Genomic DNA, 20,658 nt, shown 5'->3' with positions numbered 1-20,658 from the left:
GATATAGCAGACATAAGTGTTGGTTTTGAAACTGAAGAAACATCTGGAACAGATAAGACTGGATACTTCGTTGGTTTAACTTTCCCTGAAGTTGGTCCTGGTTCTGTAAGTCTTGGTGCTGGTACATCAGCTAACTTTACTGATGCCGAAACAGAATACATGATTTATGAAGCATCTTACTCTTATCCAGTTAATGATGGCATGACAATCACTCCAGGTGTATTTATAGAAGAAAAATCTGGTGATGATCTAACAGGAGTCATGGTTAAATCTTCATTCTCTTTCTAAGAGAATTAGAAAATCTTACACACAAAGAAAGACCTGCTTAACAGCAGGTCTTTTTTTGTGTGGATTAATTTAAATATTTTATTTTTAAAAAATAGGAAATTAAAAATAATGATTCTTTTAATTTACTTGTATTGTTTTAAGCCTTAATATTTCTATAATTTAGTTTAACTATTAATATTAATAAAAAATTTAACTGGGAAATTTGTAATTCAATGGTTCCAATTTTTAAATGTTTAATATGTAGAAAGGATATAGAAAGATCAACAAAAACATTTTGGAATAAAAAAGGTCACCTATTATGTTCTACATGCTTGGACAATATAGATAAAAAGAAATTTTGAATTGTAGAATTAATAAAATTTCCTTATCTAGTTTCTGTAGGAGTTTGGACGTACCCAGTTAAATAAAACTTAAATTATTTTTATAAAATCTATCATGATTATTCTTCCTTTAGTTCTTTAGGCTTTGATCAAATAATTTTGTGCATTAAATTATTTTAAAATATTAAAAAATCCCCCCAAATAACTTTTTTTAAGTTATTTGAAGAGAGTTTAAGGAAAAGATATGTTACATCAAAATATTGATGCTAAAAGCTAAATTCTAAAATCTGTATAAATAGAGTTTAAAACCAACCAGGAATGATTTGTCCAGTGGTTACGTATGCGCCTACTGCTGCAACGAAACCTAACATTGCTGCCCAACCATTAAAACGTTCTGCTTCAGGTGTCATGATTTAAAAAAATTAAGGAATTTATATGTATTATTGTAACAGGGATTATGAAGCTTTGTAAAGTAATTTTTAGTTTTTTTGCGAGAATTCATAATTAATTAGAAATTATGCCTTTTCTTTACAGTTTTGTTACAAAAATGCGTTGATTATTTAATTTTTCTCCAATAAGCATTGAAAGAAGAAATCTTAGATAATTCATATTAAGTTAATAAAAATTTTTTAATAAATTTGAATATTATTCTTTGATGATTGATGAAATTTAAAACTTCTTTATATTTCGATCGCATTAATAATAATTCTAGATATATCTTTGGATCAATTTGCTTGAAATACAACTAAGTAAATTGAATAATTTAAAGCAACATTATTAAAAAAGTAAATTTTAAATTTGGGATCTATCGTATTTCAATTTTAAGAAGATGAACTCAATAAAAATGTGGGTCGCCTGAGATTCGAACTCAGGACCAGCCGGTTAAAAGCCGGATGCTCTACCGCTGAGCTAGCGACCCATTTTGTAAAATTGAGTACATAACGAATTATCCCTTTTTAAGGCAAAAAAAACAACTTTTTATCTCAAGTTAAACAATAGAAAAACAATTCTTAACTTATGAAATAAAAAATTAAAATTTCTCTCTAAATTTACAGTTAAAAGTTAAAATATTCTAATTAACATTAGGATTTCTAAAATGCTTAGAACAATTGTAGTTTTTGCACCCATTATCGCTGCTTTAGCTTGGGTTGTGTTCAATATACAAAAACCAGCTAGAGAGCAATTCAATAGGGACTTTTTAGGGAAGGATTAATCCAATTTGTTTGATAAAGAAGTAATAGTTATTGGTGCGGGTCTTGCAGGATCAGAAGCTGCATGGCAAATAGCAAATTCTGGTGTACCAGTCAAACTAGTTGAAATGAGACCTATCAAATCAACTCCAGCTCATCATACTGGTGAATTTGGAGAATTAGTTTGTAGTAATAGTTTTGGTGCTTTAAGTCCTGATAGAGCTGCAGGTTTATTGCAAAAGGAACTTAGAATTTTTAAATCTTTGATAATTCAGACAGCAGACAAATTTGCTGTACCAGCTGGTGGTGCTTTGGCGGTTGATAGATCTAAATTTAGTATTGCTTTAACTGATGCTTTATCTAGTCATCCTTTAATTAAAATTAAGAGATTTGAACAATTGGATCTCCCAAGCAAAGAAAATATAACGATCCTCGCTACTGGTCCATTAACTGCAGATGAATTGTCTTATAAAATTCAATCTTTTACAGGTATCGATGAATGTCATTTTTTTGATGCAGCTAGTCCTATTGTTTATGGAGATACTATTAATCAAGAGATTGTATTTAAAGCTAGTAGGTACGACAAAGGAGATCCGGCTTATCTAAATTGCCCCATGGATAAAAATGATTATATCCATTTCAGAAATGAACTAATTGAAGGAGAACAAGCTAATTTAAAAGAATTTGAGAAAGAATCAGCTAATTTCTTTGAAGCTTGCTTACCAATTGAAGAAATTGCTAGAAGAGGAATTGATACAATGAGATACGGACCATTGAAATCTATTGGGTTGTGGAATCCAAAATGGGGAGATTTATTTGATAGAGAAAATAGATTGAAAAAACGACCTCATGCAATTGTCCAATTAAGGAAAGAAGATTTAGAAGGGAAATTACTAAATATGGTAGGTTTTCAAACTAACCTTAAATGGTCTGAGCAAAAAAGAATATTTAGGATGATTCCTGGTTTAGAAAAGGCTGAGTTCGTACGCTTTGGAGTAATGCATAGAAATACTTTTTTAGAATCTCCAAAATTACTTTTACCGACATTGCAATTTATGAAAAGGGAAAATCTTTTTGCTGCGGGTCAAATAACGGGGACGGAAGGTTATGCAGCAGCAGCAGCAGGAGGCTTGCTTGCAGGAATAAATGCATCTTTATTAGCTAAGGGTAAGAAACCAGTAAGTTTTCCTAGGGAATCAATGATTGGTTCTCTAATAAATTTCATTAGTAACAAAAATCAAATATTGTCTAATCAAAAAAAGAATAAATTCCAACCAATGCCTGCTTCATTTGGTTTAGTCCCAGAATTAACTAAAAGAATAAAAGATAAAAGATTAAGATATAAAGTTTATCAAGAAAGATCTACAGGGGCCTTGAATGACTTTAAAAATACACTAGATTCTTGTTTTGAAAAAGACCACTTACTTAGCAAAATTCACTAAAATGAATTATCAAAGACCCAAAAATGGAATTTAATAAGGAAAATTTCGATGCAATTATTATTGGCTCAGGAATAGGAGGGTTAGTAACTGCTTCACAATTGGCGGCGAAAGGAGCTCAAGTATTAGTTCTTGAAAAATATATTATTCCAGGAGGGAGTGGAGGCTCTTTTAAGAGAAAAGGCTATACCTTTGATGTAGGGGCTTCAATGATTTTTGGATTTGGAGAGAAAGGTTATACCAATTTATTAACTCGTGCTTTGAAAGATGTAAATGAAAAATGCGAAACTATTCCCGATCCTGTTCAACTAGAATATCACTTACCACATAACTTTAATATTTCTGTAGATAAAAATTATGAGCAATTTATAAGCAAATTATCAGCTAGTTTCCCCAAGGAAAAAAAAGGTATCAAGAAATTCTATGATACTTGTACAAGTGTATTTAATTGTTTAGATTCAATGCCTCTTTTATCAATAGAGGATCCAAGTTATCTTTTTAAAGTTTTCTTTAAATCTCCATTATCCTGTCTAGGGTTAGCTAGATGGTTACCAGCAAATGCGGGAGATGTTGCAAGAAAGTTTATAAAAGATCCTGAACTTTTAAAATTTATCGATATCGAATGTTTTTGTTGGTCTGTAATGCCAGCTCTAAAAACCCCTATGATTAATGCGGGAATGGTATTTACAGATAGGCATGCTGGAGGGATAAATTATCCAAAAGGGGGAGTTGGAACGATAGCAGAGAAGTTTGTTTCTGGCATTGAAAAATTAGGAGGAAAAGTTAGATATAAAGCCAATGTGACTGAAATTCTCTTAAAGGATGCGAAGGCTGTAGGAGTTAAGCTCTCAAATGGGGAAGAGATATATTCAAATGTTATTGTATCCAACTCCACTAGATGGGATACATTTGGATTAAAAGACAAGACTAAAGGTTTAATTTCTAGCAAAAACGTGCCAAAAAATGAATATAAGTGGTCAGAAACTTATAAACCCTCACCTTCTTTTGTTTCGATTCACCTTGGAGTAGAAAAAAATCTAATATCCGATAATTTTAATTGTCATCATATAATCGTTGAAAATTGGGACGAATTAGAAAGCGAAAAGGGAGTTATTTTTGTTTCTATACCTACTTTGCTTGATTCGTCTTTGGCTCCAGAAGGTAAACATATCGTACATGCATTTACTCCTTCATCGATGAGTGAATGGGATGGCCTATCAAGGAAAGAATATTTACAAAAGAAAGAAAAATATTTTTCTTTCCTTGTTGAAAAAATATCAACTATTCTTCCTAATCTTGAACAATATATTGATCACAAAGAAATTGGTACTCCCAAAACTCATAAAAAGTTTCTTGGAAGATATGAAGGTAGTTATGGGCCAATTCCTAGTAAAAAGTTGCTTGGACTTTTGCCAATGCCTTTCAATACTACAAAAATTCAAAACCTTTATTGTGTAGGGGATTCATGCTTCCCTGGTCAAGGCCTAAATGCAGTTGCTTTTAGTGGATACGCATGCGCTCACAAAATAGGTGCAAAGTTAAACATAAACAGTTTTAAATTGCCCGATTAAAAGGACCCTTCTGAAATGATAGAAAAATTTAAAACTCTTTTTTTTGTGAAATGCTCTTTAATTTCTCTTTATTTAGCGCTCACAATTCCTTTACCATTTATTTCAATCGAAAAATTAAAAATCCCCTCTATTATAATTTTTGCCCTAGGACTTTATTTGATAATCAATATCACCAGTGATTATTTAGAAACTTGCAGTAATAAAATTTCATTTAAAAGTAGCTTTATTTCTAAATTACTAGGAAAAAAAAATTGGGAGATTTCTTGGAAAGATATTAAATTAATCAAATCTTTGCCAACCAGTCAGGGTAGTAAAGTTTATTATTTTAATACTTTTCAAGGTGATAATTTTCTTGTCCCACAAAGAGTGGAAAAATTTGAAAAATTTTTATTAATCGTCTCGAGTAAAACTGGGATTGATATTAATGAAATATCTTACATATCACCACTTTGGACATATAAATTACTGACATTACTATCAGCTTTAATGATTATTTGTGAACTTTTTGCTTTTCTAAATTAAATATTATCAATACTAAATCTATAACCTTGTTGTCTTACAGTGGTTATTCCCCCACCTTCTCCCAATCCAGCCTGTTCTAATTTTCTCCGCAAAGTTAATACCTGAGTATCTACAGACCTAGGGCCACCACTGAAGGGCGGCCAAGCCATCCTTAAGAGCTTTTGACGACTTCTTACCATTCCAGGGGGCATCAATAGAGCGCAAAGCAGTGCAAACTCCCTAGGGCTTAATTCTACAGGCTTCTCGCTTAGGGTAACTTGTCTTAAAAGAAGGTGAACTTCTAAAGGTCCAACCTCAACTTTTTCTTGTAATCCTATCCTTCCCCTTTTAAGGAGTGTTCTACATCGTGCAGCAAGCTCTTCAAGTCCAAAAGGTTTTCTGAGAACATCATCTGCCCCTTCATCTAAAAGATTTACTAAAGCTTCAACACCTGCTCTTGCCGTTAAAACTATAACTGAAGACCCTAGTTGTTGAGCTAGTCTCATTGCAGTATTCTGCTCGAGAATTTCTGCGCTAACTAATAAGTCAGGTGATTGTTCTCTGCATAAGTCAATAGCTTCTGCAGCTGTACCTACAGCTGCAGCTAAATGGCCATCTTGGCGAAGCCTTTGCACAAGCACTGTTCTAAGTGTGGGGTGAGGTTCAACAACTAGAACTCTAGAGGGGGTCTGAGAGCTCGTAGGCAATTGTGAACTGCCAGGAGTTGAAGCTAAGATTTGCTCAGTTGATTGCATTCTTAATTACTGTTTGGCCGGGCAATTTTTGATCGTTCTTAATAAGGTATAACAAATGCAAAATAAAAATCAGAATTTATCGAATTATGACATCATTTGAAAACCCCAGAGCAATTCGTCACTTTCAGTCAATTTGCGATAGTTGCCAGGACTTAGTTACTCGTTTTCATTCGCCATCTGATCTTAAATTATATAGTGATGGTTATCTCCAAGCATTGAGGAATTGCAATAGTTTAGAGCAAAAGGATCAAGAGAAATTAGAAAGATTAATTGAAAGATGGATTTTAGATCCTTCAAGTTTTATTGATCCAGAAGGTGATGGAAACAAAGGCTTTTTTGATAAAAAAAGAATTTAAAATATTAATATTTATTAACCAATACAGTATTTATACTCACTAATTGTCTTAAGACGCTAATTCAATTTCTATTTTTTCTTTAAGAGATCCAGAGTTGTACATTTCAATAAGAATGTCTGATCCACCAAGAAATTCTCCTTTTAAGTAAACTTGTGGAATTGTTGGCCAATCTGAATATTCTTTGATACCTTCTCTTATAGCGAAATCACTTAAAACATCAAAAGTACCAAATTCTACCCCTAAAGAATTTAGTATTTGAACTACATTGTTGGAAAACCCGCATTGAGGCATTAATTTTGTCCCTTTCATGAAAACCATAACTGGATTAGATTTAATCAGTTTTTGTATTTTATCTTTTGTTAGGTTGTCCATAATTTAATTTGGAGTTTCTGTTTTTAATGCCAGTGCATGGATAGCCTCTGAAGCTAATTCTTCCTTCAAAGCAGAATATACTAACTGGTGTTGTTTAACTAATGATAATCCATCGAAAGCAGATGCAATTACAGTTACTTGCAAATGATCATTTCCCTTGAGGTTTTCAACAAAAACTTGGGAACTTGGGATTTTTTTAGAGATTAATTTAATAACTTCCTCTTTAGTAATCATAGTAAATTTTAATTAACCTTTATATTTTGTCTCAACAAATCCTAGTTGGATCAATCTTTCATAAGCTTCTTTACCTTCAGGGCTATTTGGTGACATTATTCTAATTGTTTCAACAAGTATGGGTACTGCAACCTCTGGCTTTTCAGTTTTTATGTACAAAGAGGCTAATCTCTCATTTGATTCCGCCAAAATTTGTAATGTTTGCTTACCTTTTCTTTGCATTTCATTTGGTATTCTGGCATCAATTCCTTTGAACGATGAATTTAGATCAGAATAAAAAGAGGCAAGTTGCTTTGCTAATTTTCTAGCGTCTACATAAAATTCCTTAGCTTTTTCAAAATCCCCGCTTTTAATATATTTATCACCTTCTTTTATAAAATATACAACGTTTGAGATGGAAAGCTTCTTACTCTCATTTGAGAGGACTCTGAAGTCTTCTGGATTCTTTATTTCTGCATGAACTTCATTTTTGTAAGGAACATTTCCAAAAAATATAAATAAAATTGGGATTAACTTTAAGAATTTCATTTTCTTTTGCAATTATTAAATTTCATAGTAACTTATAGCAGATTCATCTACCTACATTTTTTAATGCTTTTTCTTCCTCTTCAGTCATTTTTTCATTTAGAAATTTATTAAAGTCCTTGATCGTAAAGTCTGAGTAATCATTAATTGGTATTGGTTTTCCAAAGGATAAACAAAATTCGCCCCTAAAGTTCGGAGGTATTTTACTGTAAGCAATTCCAATTGGAATAATAGTAATAGAGTTTGTTTTTTTGGTAGCTAATCTAGCTAATCTATATAGTCCTTCTTTGAGAACTAATTTTTTTCCATATCTATTAATCTTTCCTTCGGGGAAAACAACCAGTTGTTCGCCTTTTTCTATAAGATCAATAGCATATCTTAAGGCTGAGAGAGATGGCGATAATTGATTTATTGAAAAACATCCAAGTCTTTTTAAAAACCAACCTTGTATTCCTCTCATTTCGGATTTAGTAACCATAAATCTGCAATCCTTTTTTGTTACTCTTCTACCCATTGCCATTGTGAGTATCAAGCCGTCCCATCTTGATCTGTGGGTTGGAGCCAAAATGACAGAGGAATTTATGGGAATCGAAAAACTATTTTTTAATATTTTCTTTTTTCTAAAAAAGAATCTCAAAACAACGTCCTGAGTAACGAAAATTGCAATAAATCCCAATAGAGGGTTGATTTTGTGCCAAATATTTAAGGAATTCTTCTTCAAGTTCTATTTACTATATATTAATAATTTAAGTCTTTGCCTTTTTTTATTAGCTATTATTGGGCGGTTACTAGATTGTCTAGAAACTAAGATTTTAAAAATTATGGCTACTTTAGGAGTAAACATTGATCATATTGCAAATGTAAGGCAAGCAAGGAAAACTGTCGAGCCAGACCCTGTGCAATTTGCTTTTTTAGCCGAATTAGGAGGGGCAGATTCCATAACAGTCCATCTAAGAGAAGATAGAAGACATATACAAGATAGGGACGTATTCCTTCTGAAAGAGACAATAAAAACAAAACTCAATTTAGAGATGGCTGCTACAGAAGAAATGTTAGAAATTGCCAAAAAAATTCTGCCCGATTATGTAACGCTTGTACCTGAGAAAAGGGAGGAAGTTACTACTGAAGGCGGGTTGGATTTAAAAAGTAATGTGCAATACCTTAAAAAGGCTGTAGGGAAATTAAAGGATTCAAATATAGAAGTAAGTGCATTTATTGATCCTCTTAGTGAACAGATAAATTATTCCAAAGAAATAGGGTTTGATTTTATAGAATTACATACTGGAAAATATGCTGAACTATCGGGATCTGAAAAGTACAAAGAGCTTCAAAGGATTATAGAGTCCACACATTTAGCAAATGACCTTGGATTAGTTGTTAATGCTGGTCATGGCCTAAACTATAATAATGTTAAAGAAATTGCAGCAATTAACAATATGAACGAGTTAAACATAGGTCATAGTATTGTTGCAAGGGCTTTAGCGATAGGATTAGAAAAGTCTGTACGTGAAATGAAGTCCCTTATCACATCAAATTAAATTTCAAAATGAAAACATACTTTTTCGTTGCGGCAAGTGAAAAGTTTTTAACTATTGAAGAACCAATTGAGGAGATTTTGAAAGAGAGGATGAGGAACTATAAAGAAAATAATAAAGAAATAGATTTTTGGCTTCTAAAAAATCCATCATTTTTGCAAACCGCCCAATTTGTTGATCTAAAAGCAAAGATTCCAACACCTCCAGCAGCTATTTTATCGACGGATAAAAAATTTATAACTTTCTTAAAACTGCGTTTAGAGTTTGTTGCTGTTGGGGAATTCGAATGTCCTAATGCAGAAATAATTGATCCATTTAAAGTTGAGTAATATAACCATTTAGTAAATTGCTCAATCTTTATAAGTCAAATAAAATTGAAGTAATTAGTGAGCTGTTAGCAGAGGAATTAAAAATATGTCCTCCGCCTATAAATGAGAAATTAGAAATAGTAGTCCCCAATTACTTTTTGGGGAATTGGTTACGTGAACAAATAACTATCAAAAACAAAATAAGTGCTCTTTATGAATTAAAGACAATATCAACGTATACCGAATCTTTATTGACAAATTTTTTCCCTGCAATTGATATGAACGCATGGAATTTTGAGTCAATTAAATGGGGTATTATTGATTCCTTGGAAGAATTAAATAGCTATAAAGAATCATTTCCGCTTAGAAATTGGATTAATAAATATATGGATAATAAAAAGACAATTGATGGAGACATATATAATCTTTCAAAAAAGATCACGAATAATTTTATTGATTATTTGATTTTTAGGCCTGAAATGATTGCTCAATGGAATAGATATGAAATTAATTCATCTAATCTATTTAAAGATTTAAACTCAGATCAATTTTGGCAACCTATTTTATATAAACTACTAGAGGAAAAGATATCTGAAAAGCCATCATGTTTATACATGATTGAAGTAATAAAGAATTTAAGAAAAATTAAAAACGTTCATTTTCAAGTACCAAATCAAATTTATATTTTTTCAGATAATAACTTATCTAAACTACATATCAATTTTTATTCAGAACTTTCAAAATTTATTAAGGTAAATTTGTATTTATTATCTCCTGGAGAAAATTTATGGAATAGAATAAATTGTCTTGAAGGTCAGTTGGAATTTGATGATAATGAAAGTAAAGTGAATTCAAATAATACAAATTTAGAGGAAATATTTGGAAAATTTGGAGCAAACTTTCAGAAATTAATTGATGAAAATATTTATAAAGAAGGTATAAATTTAAAAAATAATCTTATTTATCTCGATCCAACAACTAATTTTCATAATAAGAAAGATATTCCTCTTCTTAATCAAATACAAAAAAGACTAATTGATAATAATAGCGTTGATTTTATAGTAAGTGAAAGGGATGATTCGATATTACTTTGTGAGCATTTTAATCAGAATAGCCAATTTGAATATTTAAGAAATAAAATTATAGAAATTATAAATTCTTGCGAGAATATTAAATATAGTGATATTGCTATTTTATCTCCACAAACTAATTTAATTAAACCTTATCTAAGGTACATCTTTAATAATGAGTTAATTAATGGTGAAAAGATACCTTATTTATTTATTGATGAGGATAATCATGACTCCTCAGGTATTTATGAATTTCTAATTAACATCACTGAAATAGCAAGTGAAAAAATTACACTTGAAAAAATAGATAATATTCTTTCGAAAAAAGTAACTCAGAACATTTTTGATTTTAATATTACTGAGAAGGATGAAATTATTTTCTTACTTACCCAAGTGGGGTTTCATTGGGGATTAGATGATAAAGAAAGATTAGGCGAAGAGAAAAATACTCTAGATTGGTGTATAAATAGAATTACTTTAGGCTTAATTTATGACAAAGAAGTAAATTTAAGTACTTTTAATTTAAAACCATTTAGCTATAAAAATATAAGTTTGGATTTAAATAAATGGGTTAAAATATTAATTCATTTAAAAAAATATATTAATTTGCTGAGGGGATCTTTTTCTTACTCGAATTGGGTTGAAAAGATAAAGTTTATATTAAAAAGTATTGCTGATTCCAATGCAAATTTCAATTTAGAAATAAGTGAAATAAATAGAATTTTTGATAATTACGCAATACCTTTAATACCTGATGATCTTATCTTGTTAAAAGTTTTTAGAGAAATATTAATTTCTTGCATAAATAAAGTTAAATATCAAAGCAAGTCACGAGTTAACAAGATCCTTGTAAGTGATATTGAGAATTCAAGGCATATTCCACATAAGGTTATCTTTCTAATAGACATGAATAGTGTTAATTATCCAAAACTACCAAAGAGTGAAAACGTTAATTTATTAAAAAACAAATATCATTTGGGTGATCCATCTGTTTTTGAAAGAGAGAAATATGCATTTCTGGAATTGTTAATTGCCTGCAGAGATAAATTTATAGTTACTTGGGTAAAAAATGATAAAGACAATAAAAAATTAGATGTTTCTTTTCCTATAAAAGAGTTAATTTCTTTTTTTGATAGTTTCTTAAACCAAAGCCAAAGAGAATTAATAATTAAAGATTCTTATTTAAATAAAAATGAAATAATTGATCTTGATAAATCTAAGATTGTTAAGTGTAATTATTCTTTAATAGAAGATATAAATTGGAATGAAAAAAAATCTGATATTAAAAATTATAAATTATCAGAATTGATTTATTGGTTCAAGACTCCGCAAAAATATTGGCTTAATAAAAACAATATTTCTCCCAAGGAAATATTTATTCATCATCCAGACGAGGAGTGTGTAAGCAATCTGCAAAAGTCGCAACTAATTACAAAAATAATACAGCAAGTAGAGATTGATAATCATAATATTATTGATGATTTAAATGAATTAAATATTAATGATCAATTGGCTGAAAATGGCATTATTATGCCCAAAAATAGTATTTTTACAAAAGAAAAAGAAATCAAAGACTTATTAGGCAGTCTATCTGCAAGTTTGCGTCAACATAATAAGATTAATAAAATCTATGTTAAGTTAAATGCGAATAAAGAAGAATATTTAATCGCAGATGACACCGTAATTGAATTAATTAACGCGAAGTTAAGTTTTAGTCGTTTGACTGAGGCTTGGATAAAATTAATCTTTATTTCTTCTTTAAAGAAGAATATAAAAAGGACTAAAGTAATTTTTAGAACAGAAAATGATTATAAATCGCAAATTATTCAATCACCCGGAGCAACTGAATCAAATTTAATTTTGGAGGATTACATAAATATTTTTAAAAATTGTTCTGAAAAATGTTTACCTCTTCCTCCAGAAAGTGCTTATAAATATGTAGAAGCAAAAATAAAATCAAAAAATGAAAAAAAAGCTTTTACAGATAAATGGATTGGTAATAAAAATTTTTCTAAAGGAGAAAGAGATAATATCGAAATGAAATTGTGTTTTGGTAATGAAAAAGAACCAGATTTCTTTCTTGGAAATAATAATTTTGATCAATTATCATACAGATTATATGGTCCTCTAATTAAAGCATTAAAGAAATAAAAAATGTCTAAATTTCAATTAAAATATTTTTTTAAAGCTGCTTATGATCTAATACTTGTTTTTTTACAGTTCTTTATTATTAGTCTTTATTTTTTTCAATTTGATTTTCTTGCACAAAAACAAATAATCCAAGTAAGTCCTTTTTCTTATTCCCTGGGTATTTTAATTATCATAATCGCTTTCATAATGATGTTAGTTTCAATAAAAGACTTAGGTAGAAATTTATCCCCTTTCCCAAGACCTATAAACAAAAGTAATTTAGTTACTACAGGTATTTATCGATTTACGCGTCATCCTATGTACTATTCTTTAATATTAATTTCCATTGGAGTTTTTATAATAAAATTATCGATTTATTATTTATTTTTGACAATAATTTTAGCTTTAATAATTAAATTTAAGATTGCCTTGGAAGAGAAATATTTAATTAATAAATTCAAGAATTACTTACTTTATAAAAATGAGGTCAAATTTTAATTTAATAAAATAATGGATATTAATCAAATTAAATTAGATAATAATTTTAAATTAGTAGAAGCAAGTGCAGGAACTGGTAAAAGTTTTACTTTAGCTCACATAGTTTTAAGAAATGTTTTGGAGAAAAAAGTTAAACCAGATGAGATACTCCTGCTAAGTTTTACAAAAAATACTTGTTCTGAATTAAGAGATAAAATACTCTCGAGATTTCATAATTTAAAATTATATTTGCAAAGTCAAAATGAAAGTAAGATAGATAATACTCTTAAGGATTGGTATCTAAATTTTAAGAATAAAGATAATTCTAAGGAAAAAATAATTTCCGAAATTGATAATTTTATAAATCAATTCTATAAGTTAAAAGTAACTACTTTCCATGCTTTTTGTAATAATATTATTGATGAATATAGTATTGAAATAGGTGTAACTCAAGATCCAAATATTGATAATAATATTGATAATTTGTATAAAGATGTAATAGATAATTTGTGGATTGATGATTTTCTGAATCTTAATCATGAGCTAATTTCAGCAGTCAACCAAAAAAAAATAAGTTCTAGATTTGGAAGTAGGATCAATAAGTCATTTTTTGTGGAAATTTTAAAAAATATTGATCAAGAAAATATCTGTAAATTTCAAATAAATAATAAATATAAGATTATTGATTTAAATAATTATTTTAATCAATTTTTTTATTTAAATTGGAATGAGTTTTGTTTTGAATGGAATAAGAATGGTAAGGACTTATTTTTCCAACTCATAGAGTTGGGAAAATTAATTAAGGAGAGTGGTGGAAAAAGTCAAATATATGCTGCAAAACCAAGAAATGATAAGTTTGATCAAATAAATTCTTGGATTGAAGAGATTAACAAAAGGCTAAATTCTAAAAATGTTATTAATTTTATATATGATATTTCTAAGGATGATCTTTTATCTAAATATTTTTACATTGAAAATATATCTAAAGAAATCAATAAATATAATCTAAAATTAGATTTTACTAAATTTAATTTACTACAAGATAAAATTTATAAAATAAAAGAAGGTTTCTTTACTGAGTTTGTTAGAATATTTACCCAATTAGCTTATATAAAATTAATTGAATTAAAGAAAAGTTTTTCTATTTTCAACTTCAATGATCTTATAAATACTGTAGAAAATAAATTTCTAGATTCGGAAATTAATAATAGTAATACTCTATCTAAAATTCAAAAAAGATTTAAATGTGTCTTAGTTGATGAGTTCCAAGATACTGATATTACTCAGTGGAATTTAATAAAAAAGTTCTTTAATACAAATAATCATTTTTTACTTTGCGTAGGTGATCCAAAACAAGCGATTTACAAATTTAGAGGTGGAGATATTGAAACCTACTTAGATGCAAGATCTAAAGCAATCGAAGTTTTTAGTCTTACAGATAACTATAGATCCTCAAAAAAGTTAATAGATGTTCTTAATAAACTTTTTAAGAATGGACTTAAACAATCAAAACTAAAATATAGTAAATTAACCTCAAGAATTAATGAAAATATTAATCGTGAATTTAAATTTAAGGATGTATTTGAAATTGTAGAATTTTCAAAAAAAGAGACTGATATTGAAGATACTGTAACTCATTACATAGTTAACTTTATTTTAAATAATAAAGAAATTGATATTAATAAAATTGCGATTCTTACATTAAATAATTCGCAATGCTTGGATTTTAAAAAAAAATTAAATCAGTTTAACCTCCCATGCAAAATTCAAAATAAACAAAATATTTTTGATACAGAAGCAAGTTCTCTACTATTTTTATTCATTGAATGTTTATTAAATCCTAGGTCTTTAAAAAAAATAACTTTGCTTGCTACTTCAAAGTTTATAGAAATAAAATTAGAAGATTTACTTGATCATGGAATTAGTAATAATTTAGAAATCTTAATTAATAAATGTATTACTTGGTCCCAAGAACTAAGAGAAAAAGGTTTTTTAAACATTGTTAATGAACTACTTAGTAATTATAAGTCATCCTCGATTATTCAAGATTCAGATTTAAATTCAAATTTATTTCAACTTTCAGAAATTGTTGAAATAGAATTAATAAATAATGATTTTGACCTCAATATAGTCTTCAACTGGTATAAAAATCAGTTAGATCATATTTTAAGGATTTCTAATGGAGAAGATTTTTTGACGAAAGATTATAATCTTCAGAATGGAATAAATCTTTCTACCATTCATAGTAGTAAGGGACTCGAATTTGAAATAGTCCTATGTCCATATCTCTCAATTATTTCAAATAAGTCAAATAAAATTAAGGGACCTCTTTGGAAATCAAATATTGATAGAAATATATACGTAAATATTTCTAATAATTACGCGAAGGTTGAAAAATTTAAATTAATAGAACAAGAAGATTTATTTAAAGAGAGTGAGAGGTTAATTTATGTAGCACTTACAAGGAGCAAATATAAACTTATTGTTTTTAATGATTTAGAGGATACAAATAATATTTTAAATAATGATTTACTTAATAATTTGGAAAATATCAATATTTTTAAGTCTACTTTTGAAGTCAGGCTAGAAAAAGAGAAAATAAAAGAAATTTTTTCTAAGTTCCAAACCAAACGATTGAATAATATTCTTTGGAAAATCGATAATGTTAATAAAAAAATATCTAATGTTTTTAATTCAGATCAATTTATTTCTTATTCAAGTTATTCTTCTTGGATACGTAAAGATAAAAATATTAATGCAGTCATTAATCAATATAAGGATTATGAAGATAATATATCAATTATCAAAGATTCTAATTTTAAGAATTCAAAGAATTATCCTAATTATTTTTCTTATCCAAATCCCTTAAGTGAATTTCCAAAAGGAACTATTGCTGGGACTTGCCTGCACAAAATAATTGAAAGATTTGAATTTAGAAACGATAATAATCAAGAATTAATTGATTTAATTATTGAGGAATTGAACTTTCATCAAATCGATACTTCTTTAGCTTTTAAAGTAAAAGATGCTATTTTAAGAATCATAAATATATCTTTAGGAAGAGAATTACAAAATAAGAAACTAGTTGATATTCCAAATGAATACTTAATTAAGGAACTCAAATATGATTTAACCCTATCTTATGAAGGTAGAAATATTAATTCTAATGATATATCAAATTGCTTTTTTTTAGATCAGGAATATGAATTTGGTGAAGAATATGCAAAAAAAATAAATGATCTTCAAATTATGAATAAAGGCTTTCATTCAGGATGTATTGATTGTGTTTTCCCTGTAGGAAATAAATTAGAAGATAGTAAATGGTGGGTAATTGATTGGAAAAGTAATTTGATTTCTGATAGTGATAATAGTGATTCTTTACCAAGAAACTATAACTATCAAAACATGAGAAATGAAATGATTAAACATCATTATCCATTGCAATCTCATCTTTATTTATTAGGATTGCATAGATTATTAAAGTGGCGACTTAAAGATTATCAACCACATAAACATCTAGGAGGATATATTTATTTGTTTTTAAAGGGATTGCCAGATTTTGAATTATTTGAAAAATCTAAGTCTGGAGAAACATCTCCAGGTATTTTTATTAGCAAAGCTCCTTTAAAAAGAATTAATTATTTAGATAAACTTTTTTAGAATGACTAAAACTACTAAAGATATTGAAAAGTTCCAATATGATCATATATTTAATTTAATATTAGGCATCTTCAAATTTAGTGAAAAAAAATATGGAAATTTCGTAAAAGATGTAATAAGAATTTTATTAGAGTTTGAAAAAAATGGTGAAACTATTATTGATGTTGATAATAGTTTAATAATCTTTGAATTATTAGAAGATGGCTGGCCCAATAAACATATAGATGTTCTACAAAATATAGGTTTGATTGGTTCTCTTCATTCTCCATTCGTATTAGTAAATAGAAAATTATCCTTATCAAAATGGTCAAAAAAGATAGAAAGAGTTATTAATTCATTTCTAAAAAAAATAGATATCGATAATTTTATGAACTCAATAATTTATAAAGATGATAATAAAATTGAACAAATTAAAAATATATTTCAAAATTCGAATTTAGTTTTCCTTCAAGGAGGACCAGGTACTGGTAAAACTACTCTAATAATAAAGTTAATACTAGAACTCCTTCAAATTGATAACTTTTTAAATATTGGTTTGTCTGCTCCAACAGGTAAAGCTACAGCGCGTTTAAAAGAAGCTCTTAATGATAAAAAAAATATTTCCTTTAGCAAATTTCTAGACCAAATAGAATTTCAAACTTTACATAGATGGATTTTAAATTCTCAAAATAAATCTCTTAAGTTGAAATTTAAACTAAAAGAGCTTGATATTTTTATAATTGATGAAATGTCAATGGTTAATATTGATTTGATTGAATCAGTTTTAAATTTACTAGCAAAGGACTGTAAAATTATTTTAGTTGGAGATAAAAATCAATTGTCTCCAGTAAATAACTGTTCTATATGGAATTATTTGTTTGAATATTCCGACAATAGTTCAATTAAATCTTGTGTAGTAAATTTAGAAAAAACTTATAGAAATATTGGAGATATAGCATTAATTAGTAGTTTAATATTTAATAATGATTTTTCTTTACTTAATCAAAAGATAAAAGAATTAGAGAAAGATAATAATTCAAATGAAATTACTATTTCAAAGAGTAGAGAAAAAGATATTCCAAAAGATCTATTATTTTCGATTAAAAGTCATCTAAAAAAGTTAAATATTTCAACTTCAAATTTAAGTAAAAAAAAATATATATTTGATGAGCGTATTGATAATTTATTGCTTAATGAAAAAGATTTAGTAGATAAGATATTTCTGGATTTACAAAGTCACTTGATTTTATGCGAAAAAAATTCTGGAATATGGAGTGTTGAATATTTGAATGAAATTGTTTTTGGTCAAAAAAAACCCTATGACCTTAAAATTCTTAAAGAGGGTGTTCCGATCATGTGTACAAAAAATAATAATGAACTTGGATTGTCAAATGGGGATATCGGAGTACTTATAGGTTTAAAAAATAAAAGAAAATATCTTTTTAGAAAATTTAATGATAATAACGAAGAAATTGTCGCATTAATTGATCCATCTAATTTAGAAAATGTTGTACCTGCAATAGCCATTACTATTCATAAATCTCAAGGAAGTGAATCTGAAAAAGTAAATATTTTGTGGTCCCAAAACTATAGAAGAAAACAATATGCTGTAAAAGAAAAAAAAGAAAATCAAAATATATTTTGCAGAGATAATTTTGAAAGAAGGTTATTTTATACTGCTGTTACAAGAGCGAAAAAATCTTTAAATATATATTATTTAAATTAAATTTATTTTTGAAAAATTTGTAAGATCTTAACCTCAAGATGTTAGATTAATAATTCGGCTCTGTAAGGCTAGTCAACAATTAAAGTCAATTTAGATATTTGTTGAATGCCTAATCAGAAGATTATTAGGCATTTAAAATGGCTTTAAAAAAAGATAGTAACTCTCTTCATGGTGAGCAGGAAAAATCTCAGAATGAAGATGCCTCCCTGCTTGAGTTAAAGAACTTAGAGAACAAAAAAGAAATTGAATCTCAACCATTAGAAGTATCGAAAGGAAATGGTAATGAGAATGGATTTCTCGATTTTGGGTTTAATCAATCGATCTTAAATTCGTTAAGAAATAAAGGATATAAAAATCCAACACCCATCCAAAAAGCTGCAATTCCAGAACTTATGTTAGGCAGAGATTTACTAGGCCAAGCACAAACAGGAACAGGAAAGACTGCAGCTTTCGCATTACCATTAATACAAAAACTTGCAGATAATAAAGAATTAAATGCCAAGGTTTTAGTTATGACTCCTACAAGAGAATTAGCAACTCAAGTGGCAGAATCTTTTAAAAGTTATAGTTCAGAATCTAGTAATTTTAAGACGGTTGCAATATATGGAGGTACTGACTATCGAAATCAAATTTCTGCATTAAAAAGAAAAGTTGACGTAGTAGTTGGGACCCCTGGCCGAATAATGGATCATATCAGGCAGGGAACTTTTAAAACTAAAGACATAAATTGTCTTGTTTTAGATGAGGCAGATGAAATGTTAAATATGGGTTTTCTTGAAGATATTGAATGGATAATAGATCAACTTCCGGAAAATAAACAAATGGTGTTATTTTCAGCAACAATGCCTAATGAAATAAGAAATATAGCAAAAAAATATCTTAATGATCCCGCCGAAATATTAATCAAAAGTATCAAAAAAGAAACTCAATTAATTTCGCAAAAATTTATATATATACAAAGGCATCATAAGTTAGATGCCTTAAAAAGAATATTAGAAATTAATAACGAGGGAGTTATTATTTTTGTGAGGACAAAACTACTTACTACTTCAATAGCTGAAGCTCTAGAGAATTCAGGTCATACTGTGGCAGTACTTAATGGAGATATACCTCAAAACCAAAGAGAAAATACTGTAGATAGATTAAAAAAAGGATTTATTAATATACTTGTTGCAACTGATGTCGCAGCTAGAGGATTAGATGTTGAGAGGATTAAACTTGTTGTTAATTACGATTTCCCTTTTGATAAGGAAACATATACTCATAGAATTGGAAGGACTGGCAGGGCTGGCAGATCAGGAGAAGCAATTTTATTTGTTAACCAAAGAGAAAAACATTTTCTAAGAAACTTAGAAAACTCAACAAGAACTAAGATTGAAGAAATTAATATACCGAGTAATAAAATAATAAATGAAAAAAGGATGGAGAAACTTATAGAGAATGTTAATGAGAGTTCTTTAGCTATAGATGAAAATGAAGACAATAAAGCTTTGATTATTGATGTACTAGATAATTTAAAAGAAAAATATTCTATGGATGATTCAAATATTGCAATGGCGGCGATTAATTTAGTAATAGGTAATAAATCATTTTTTGTTAATGAAGATGATTCTTGGATTCATAAACAAAATAATACTGATCGAAATAGATCAAATAGAAATATTAATAATCGTATGAGAAATTCAAATAGAAGAAATAATTATCAAAATGATTCTTTTGAAACCTATAAATTTAACTTTGGTAAATTTGACGGGGTTAGAGTTGCAAATATTATATCCTCAATCTGCAATTCAACTAATATAAATGGTAGATCCATAGGAAAGATACAGATTTTTAATGATTATAGTTTGGTAGATTTACCCCGAGATCTGCATAGAGAAACTAAAAATAAATTAAAAAAAATTAAAGTCAGAAACTAGGTATAGAGAATGAAAGCTAGCAAATATAAATTCTATATTTTTGTGAATCTGATAATACTATTCAGCTCTTTTAAAAGTTATTATTTAGCTCAAACGCAACAAAATTCAATAATAAAATTATTTTGTCTTCAGAGTGTCAAAGAGGAGATGTTGAAAGCAGAAATATTATATAGTGATGAAATTGCGAATGAAACTTGTGATTGTTACTACGAAGAATTTAAACGAAATGCAAGTCATCAAGATGCGAAAACAAAATGTAAATTAAAAACTAGAGAAAATTTAAATCATAATAGAAAAATTTAA

General features: G+C 28.1%; 19 protein-coding genes, 1 tRNA gene and 1 pseudogene. 14 read left to right on the top strand and 7 right to left on the bottom strand.

What is annotated here, in order from left to right:
- Positions 1 to 288: pseudogene (locus EU98_RS0108740) on the top strand (oligogalacturonate-specific porin KdgM family protein); the annotation flags it as partial.
- Between the two features lie 622 nt (positions 289 to 910).
- Here the strand turns inward: EU98_RS0108740 and EU98_RS0108735 are convergent.
- The gene (locus tag EU98_RS0108735; RefSeq protein WP_011132751.1) at positions 911 to 1,018 is read right to left on the bottom strand and encodes a high light inducible protein; all 108 of its coding nucleotides are present in this window, start codon (positions 1,016 to 1,018) and stop codon (positions 911 to 913) included.
- 437 nt (positions 1,019 to 1,455) lie between these two features.
- Positions 1,456 to 1,527, bottom strand: a tRNA-Lys gene (locus tag EU98_RS07470).
- Between the two features lie 177 nt (positions 1,528 to 1,704).
- On the opposite strand from EU98_RS07470, the gene EU98_RS07475 reads away from it, so the two are divergent.
- The 4 genes from EU98_RS07475 to EU98_RS07490 are packed head-to-tail and all read left to right on the top strand — an operon-like array spanning position 1,705 to position 5,330.
- Positions 1,705 to 1,821, top strand: coding sequence for a photosystem II protein Y (locus EU98_RS07475; protein WP_002807463.1), 117 nt, complete (start codon positions 1,705 to 1,707; stop codon positions 1,819 to 1,821).
- A 6-nt stretch (positions 1,822 to 1,827) separates the two neighbouring features.
- Positions 1,828 to 3,240, top strand: coding sequence for a methylenetetrahydrofolate--tRNA-(uracil(54)-C(5))-methyltransferase (FADH(2)-oxidizing) TrmFO (gene trmFO, locus EU98_RS07480; protein WP_032515099.1), 1,413 nt, complete (start codon positions 1,828 to 1,830; stop codon positions 3,238 to 3,240).
- A 23-nt stretch (positions 3,241 to 3,263) separates the two neighbouring features.
- Positions 3,264 to 4,808, top strand: a complete 1,545-nt coding sequence (gene crtH, locus EU98_RS07485) for a carotenoid isomerase (protein WP_032515098.1) — start codon at positions 3,264 to 3,266, stop codon at positions 4,806 to 4,808.
- 15 nt (positions 4,809 to 4,823) lie between these two features.
- A complete protein-coding gene (locus EU98_RS07490; RefSeq protein ID WP_032515097.1) occupies positions 4,824 to 5,330 on the top strand; it encodes a hypothetical protein in 507 nt (168 codons plus the stop codon).
- On the opposite strand, the gene EU98_RS07495 is transcribed toward EU98_RS07490, so the two are convergent.
- Entirely contained in the window at positions 5,327 to 6,064 is a 738-nt protein-coding gene (locus EU98_RS07495) for a response regulator transcription factor (protein WP_032515096.1), read from the bottom strand. The two genes, EU98_RS07490 and EU98_RS07495, sit on opposite strands and share 4 nt — an antisense overlap.
- A gap of 86 nt (positions 6,065 to 6,150) precedes the next feature.
- On the opposite strand from EU98_RS07495, the gene EU98_RS0108730 reads away from it, so the two are divergent.
- Positions 6,151 to 6,420, top strand: a complete 270-nt coding sequence (locus tag EU98_RS0108730; protein ID WP_032515094.1) for a DUF6761 family protein — start codon at positions 6,151 to 6,153, stop codon at positions 6,418 to 6,420.
- A gap of 48 nt (positions 6,421 to 6,468) precedes the next feature.
- Here EU98_RS0108730 and grxD read toward each other — a convergent pair whose 3' ends face one another.
- From grxD to EU98_RS0108725, 4 genes are read right to left on the bottom strand one after another with little or no spacing between them, the layout of a single operon-like run.
- Complete coding sequence (grxD, locus tag EU98_RS07500) at positions 6,469 to 6,792, bottom strand: Grx4 family monothiol glutaredoxin (protein ID WP_032515093.1); 324 nt, start codon at positions 6,790 to 6,792, stop codon at positions 6,469 to 6,471.
- 3 nt (positions 6,793 to 6,795) lie between these two features.
- Positions 6,796 to 7,026, bottom strand: coding sequence for a BolA family protein (locus EU98_RS07505; RefSeq protein ID WP_032515091.1), 231 nt, complete (start codon positions 7,024 to 7,026; stop codon positions 6,796 to 6,798).
- Between the two features lie 12 nt (positions 7,027 to 7,038).
- Positions 7,039 to 7,554 carry a hypothetical protein gene (locus tag EU98_RS07510; RefSeq protein WP_032515090.1) on the bottom strand — a complete coding sequence of 172 codons (516 nt, stop codon included), beginning with the start codon at positions 7,552 to 7,554 and terminating at the stop codon, positions 7,039 to 7,041.
- A gap of 43 nt (positions 7,555 to 7,597) precedes the next feature.
- Positions 7,598 to 8,212, bottom strand: a complete 615-nt coding sequence (locus tag EU98_RS0108725) for a lysophospholipid acyltransferase family protein (protein ID WP_032515108.1) — start codon at positions 8,210 to 8,212, stop codon at positions 7,598 to 7,600.
- Positions 8,213 to 8,372: 160 nt separating this feature from the next.
- On the opposite strand from EU98_RS0108725, the gene EU98_RS0108720 reads away from it, so the two are divergent.
- The 8 genes from EU98_RS0108720 (at position 8,373) to EU98_RS10080 (ending at position 20,658) form a co-directional block, all read left to right on the top strand.
- On the top strand, positions 8,373 to 9,089 hold the full coding sequence (locus EU98_RS0108720) for a pyridoxine 5'-phosphate synthase (protein ID WP_032515089.1): 717 nt from the start codon (positions 8,373 to 8,375) through the stop codon (positions 9,087 to 9,089).
- An 8-nt stretch (positions 9,090 to 9,097) separates the two neighbouring features.
- Positions 9,098 to 9,415, top strand: a complete 318-nt coding sequence (locus tag EU98_RS07515) for an MgPME-cyclase complex family protein (RefSeq protein ID WP_032515088.1) — start codon at positions 9,098 to 9,100, stop codon at positions 9,413 to 9,415.
- A 17-nt stretch (positions 9,416 to 9,432) separates the two neighbouring features.
- On the top strand, positions 9,433 to 12,615 hold the full coding sequence (locus EU98_RS07520; RefSeq protein WP_032515087.1) for an exodeoxyribonuclease V subunit gamma: 3,183 nt from the start codon (positions 9,433 to 9,435) through the stop codon (positions 12,613 to 12,615).
- Positions 12,616 to 12,618: 3 nt separating this feature from the next.
- The gene (locus EU98_RS07525; protein WP_032515086.1) at positions 12,619 to 13,092 is read left to right on the top strand and encodes a methyltransferase family protein; all 474 of its coding nucleotides are present in this window, start codon (positions 12,619 to 12,621) and stop codon (positions 13,090 to 13,092) included.
- Between the two features lie 12 nt (positions 13,093 to 13,104).
- Positions 13,105 to 16,731, top strand: a complete 3,627-nt coding sequence (locus EU98_RS07530; RefSeq protein ID WP_032515084.1) for a UvrD-helicase domain-containing protein — start codon at positions 13,105 to 13,107, stop codon at positions 16,729 to 16,731.
- Between the two features lies 1 nt (position 16,732).
- The gene (locus EU98_RS07535; RefSeq protein ID WP_032515083.1) at positions 16,733 to 18,436 is read left to right on the top strand and encodes an AAA family ATPase; all 1,704 of its coding nucleotides are present in this window, start codon (positions 16,733 to 16,735) and stop codon (positions 18,434 to 18,436) included.
- Positions 18,437 to 18,573: 137 nt separating this feature from the next.
- Positions 18,574 to 20,355 (top strand): DEAD/DEAH box helicase, encoded by a 1,782-nt coding sequence (locus tag EU98_RS07540; RefSeq protein WP_032515082.1) that lies wholly within the window; start codon positions 18,574 to 18,576, stop codon positions 20,353 to 20,355.
- A 147-nt stretch (positions 20,356 to 20,502) separates the two neighbouring features.
- Positions 20,503 to 20,658 carry a hypothetical protein gene (locus EU98_RS10080; protein WP_241466372.1) on the top strand — a complete coding sequence of 52 codons (156 nt, stop codon included), beginning with the start codon at positions 20,503 to 20,505 and terminating at the stop codon, positions 20,656 to 20,658.

The sequence above is a fragment of the Prochlorococcus marinus str. MIT 9314 genome, from assembly GCF_000760035.1.
Lineage (GTDB): Bacteria > Cyanobacteriota > Cyanobacteriia > PCC-6307 > Cyanobiaceae > Prochlorococcus_A > Prochlorococcus_A marinus_B.
The sequence above is the reverse complement of the archived record's forward strand: the minus strand, read 5'-3'. Positions and strand labels throughout refer to the sequence as shown.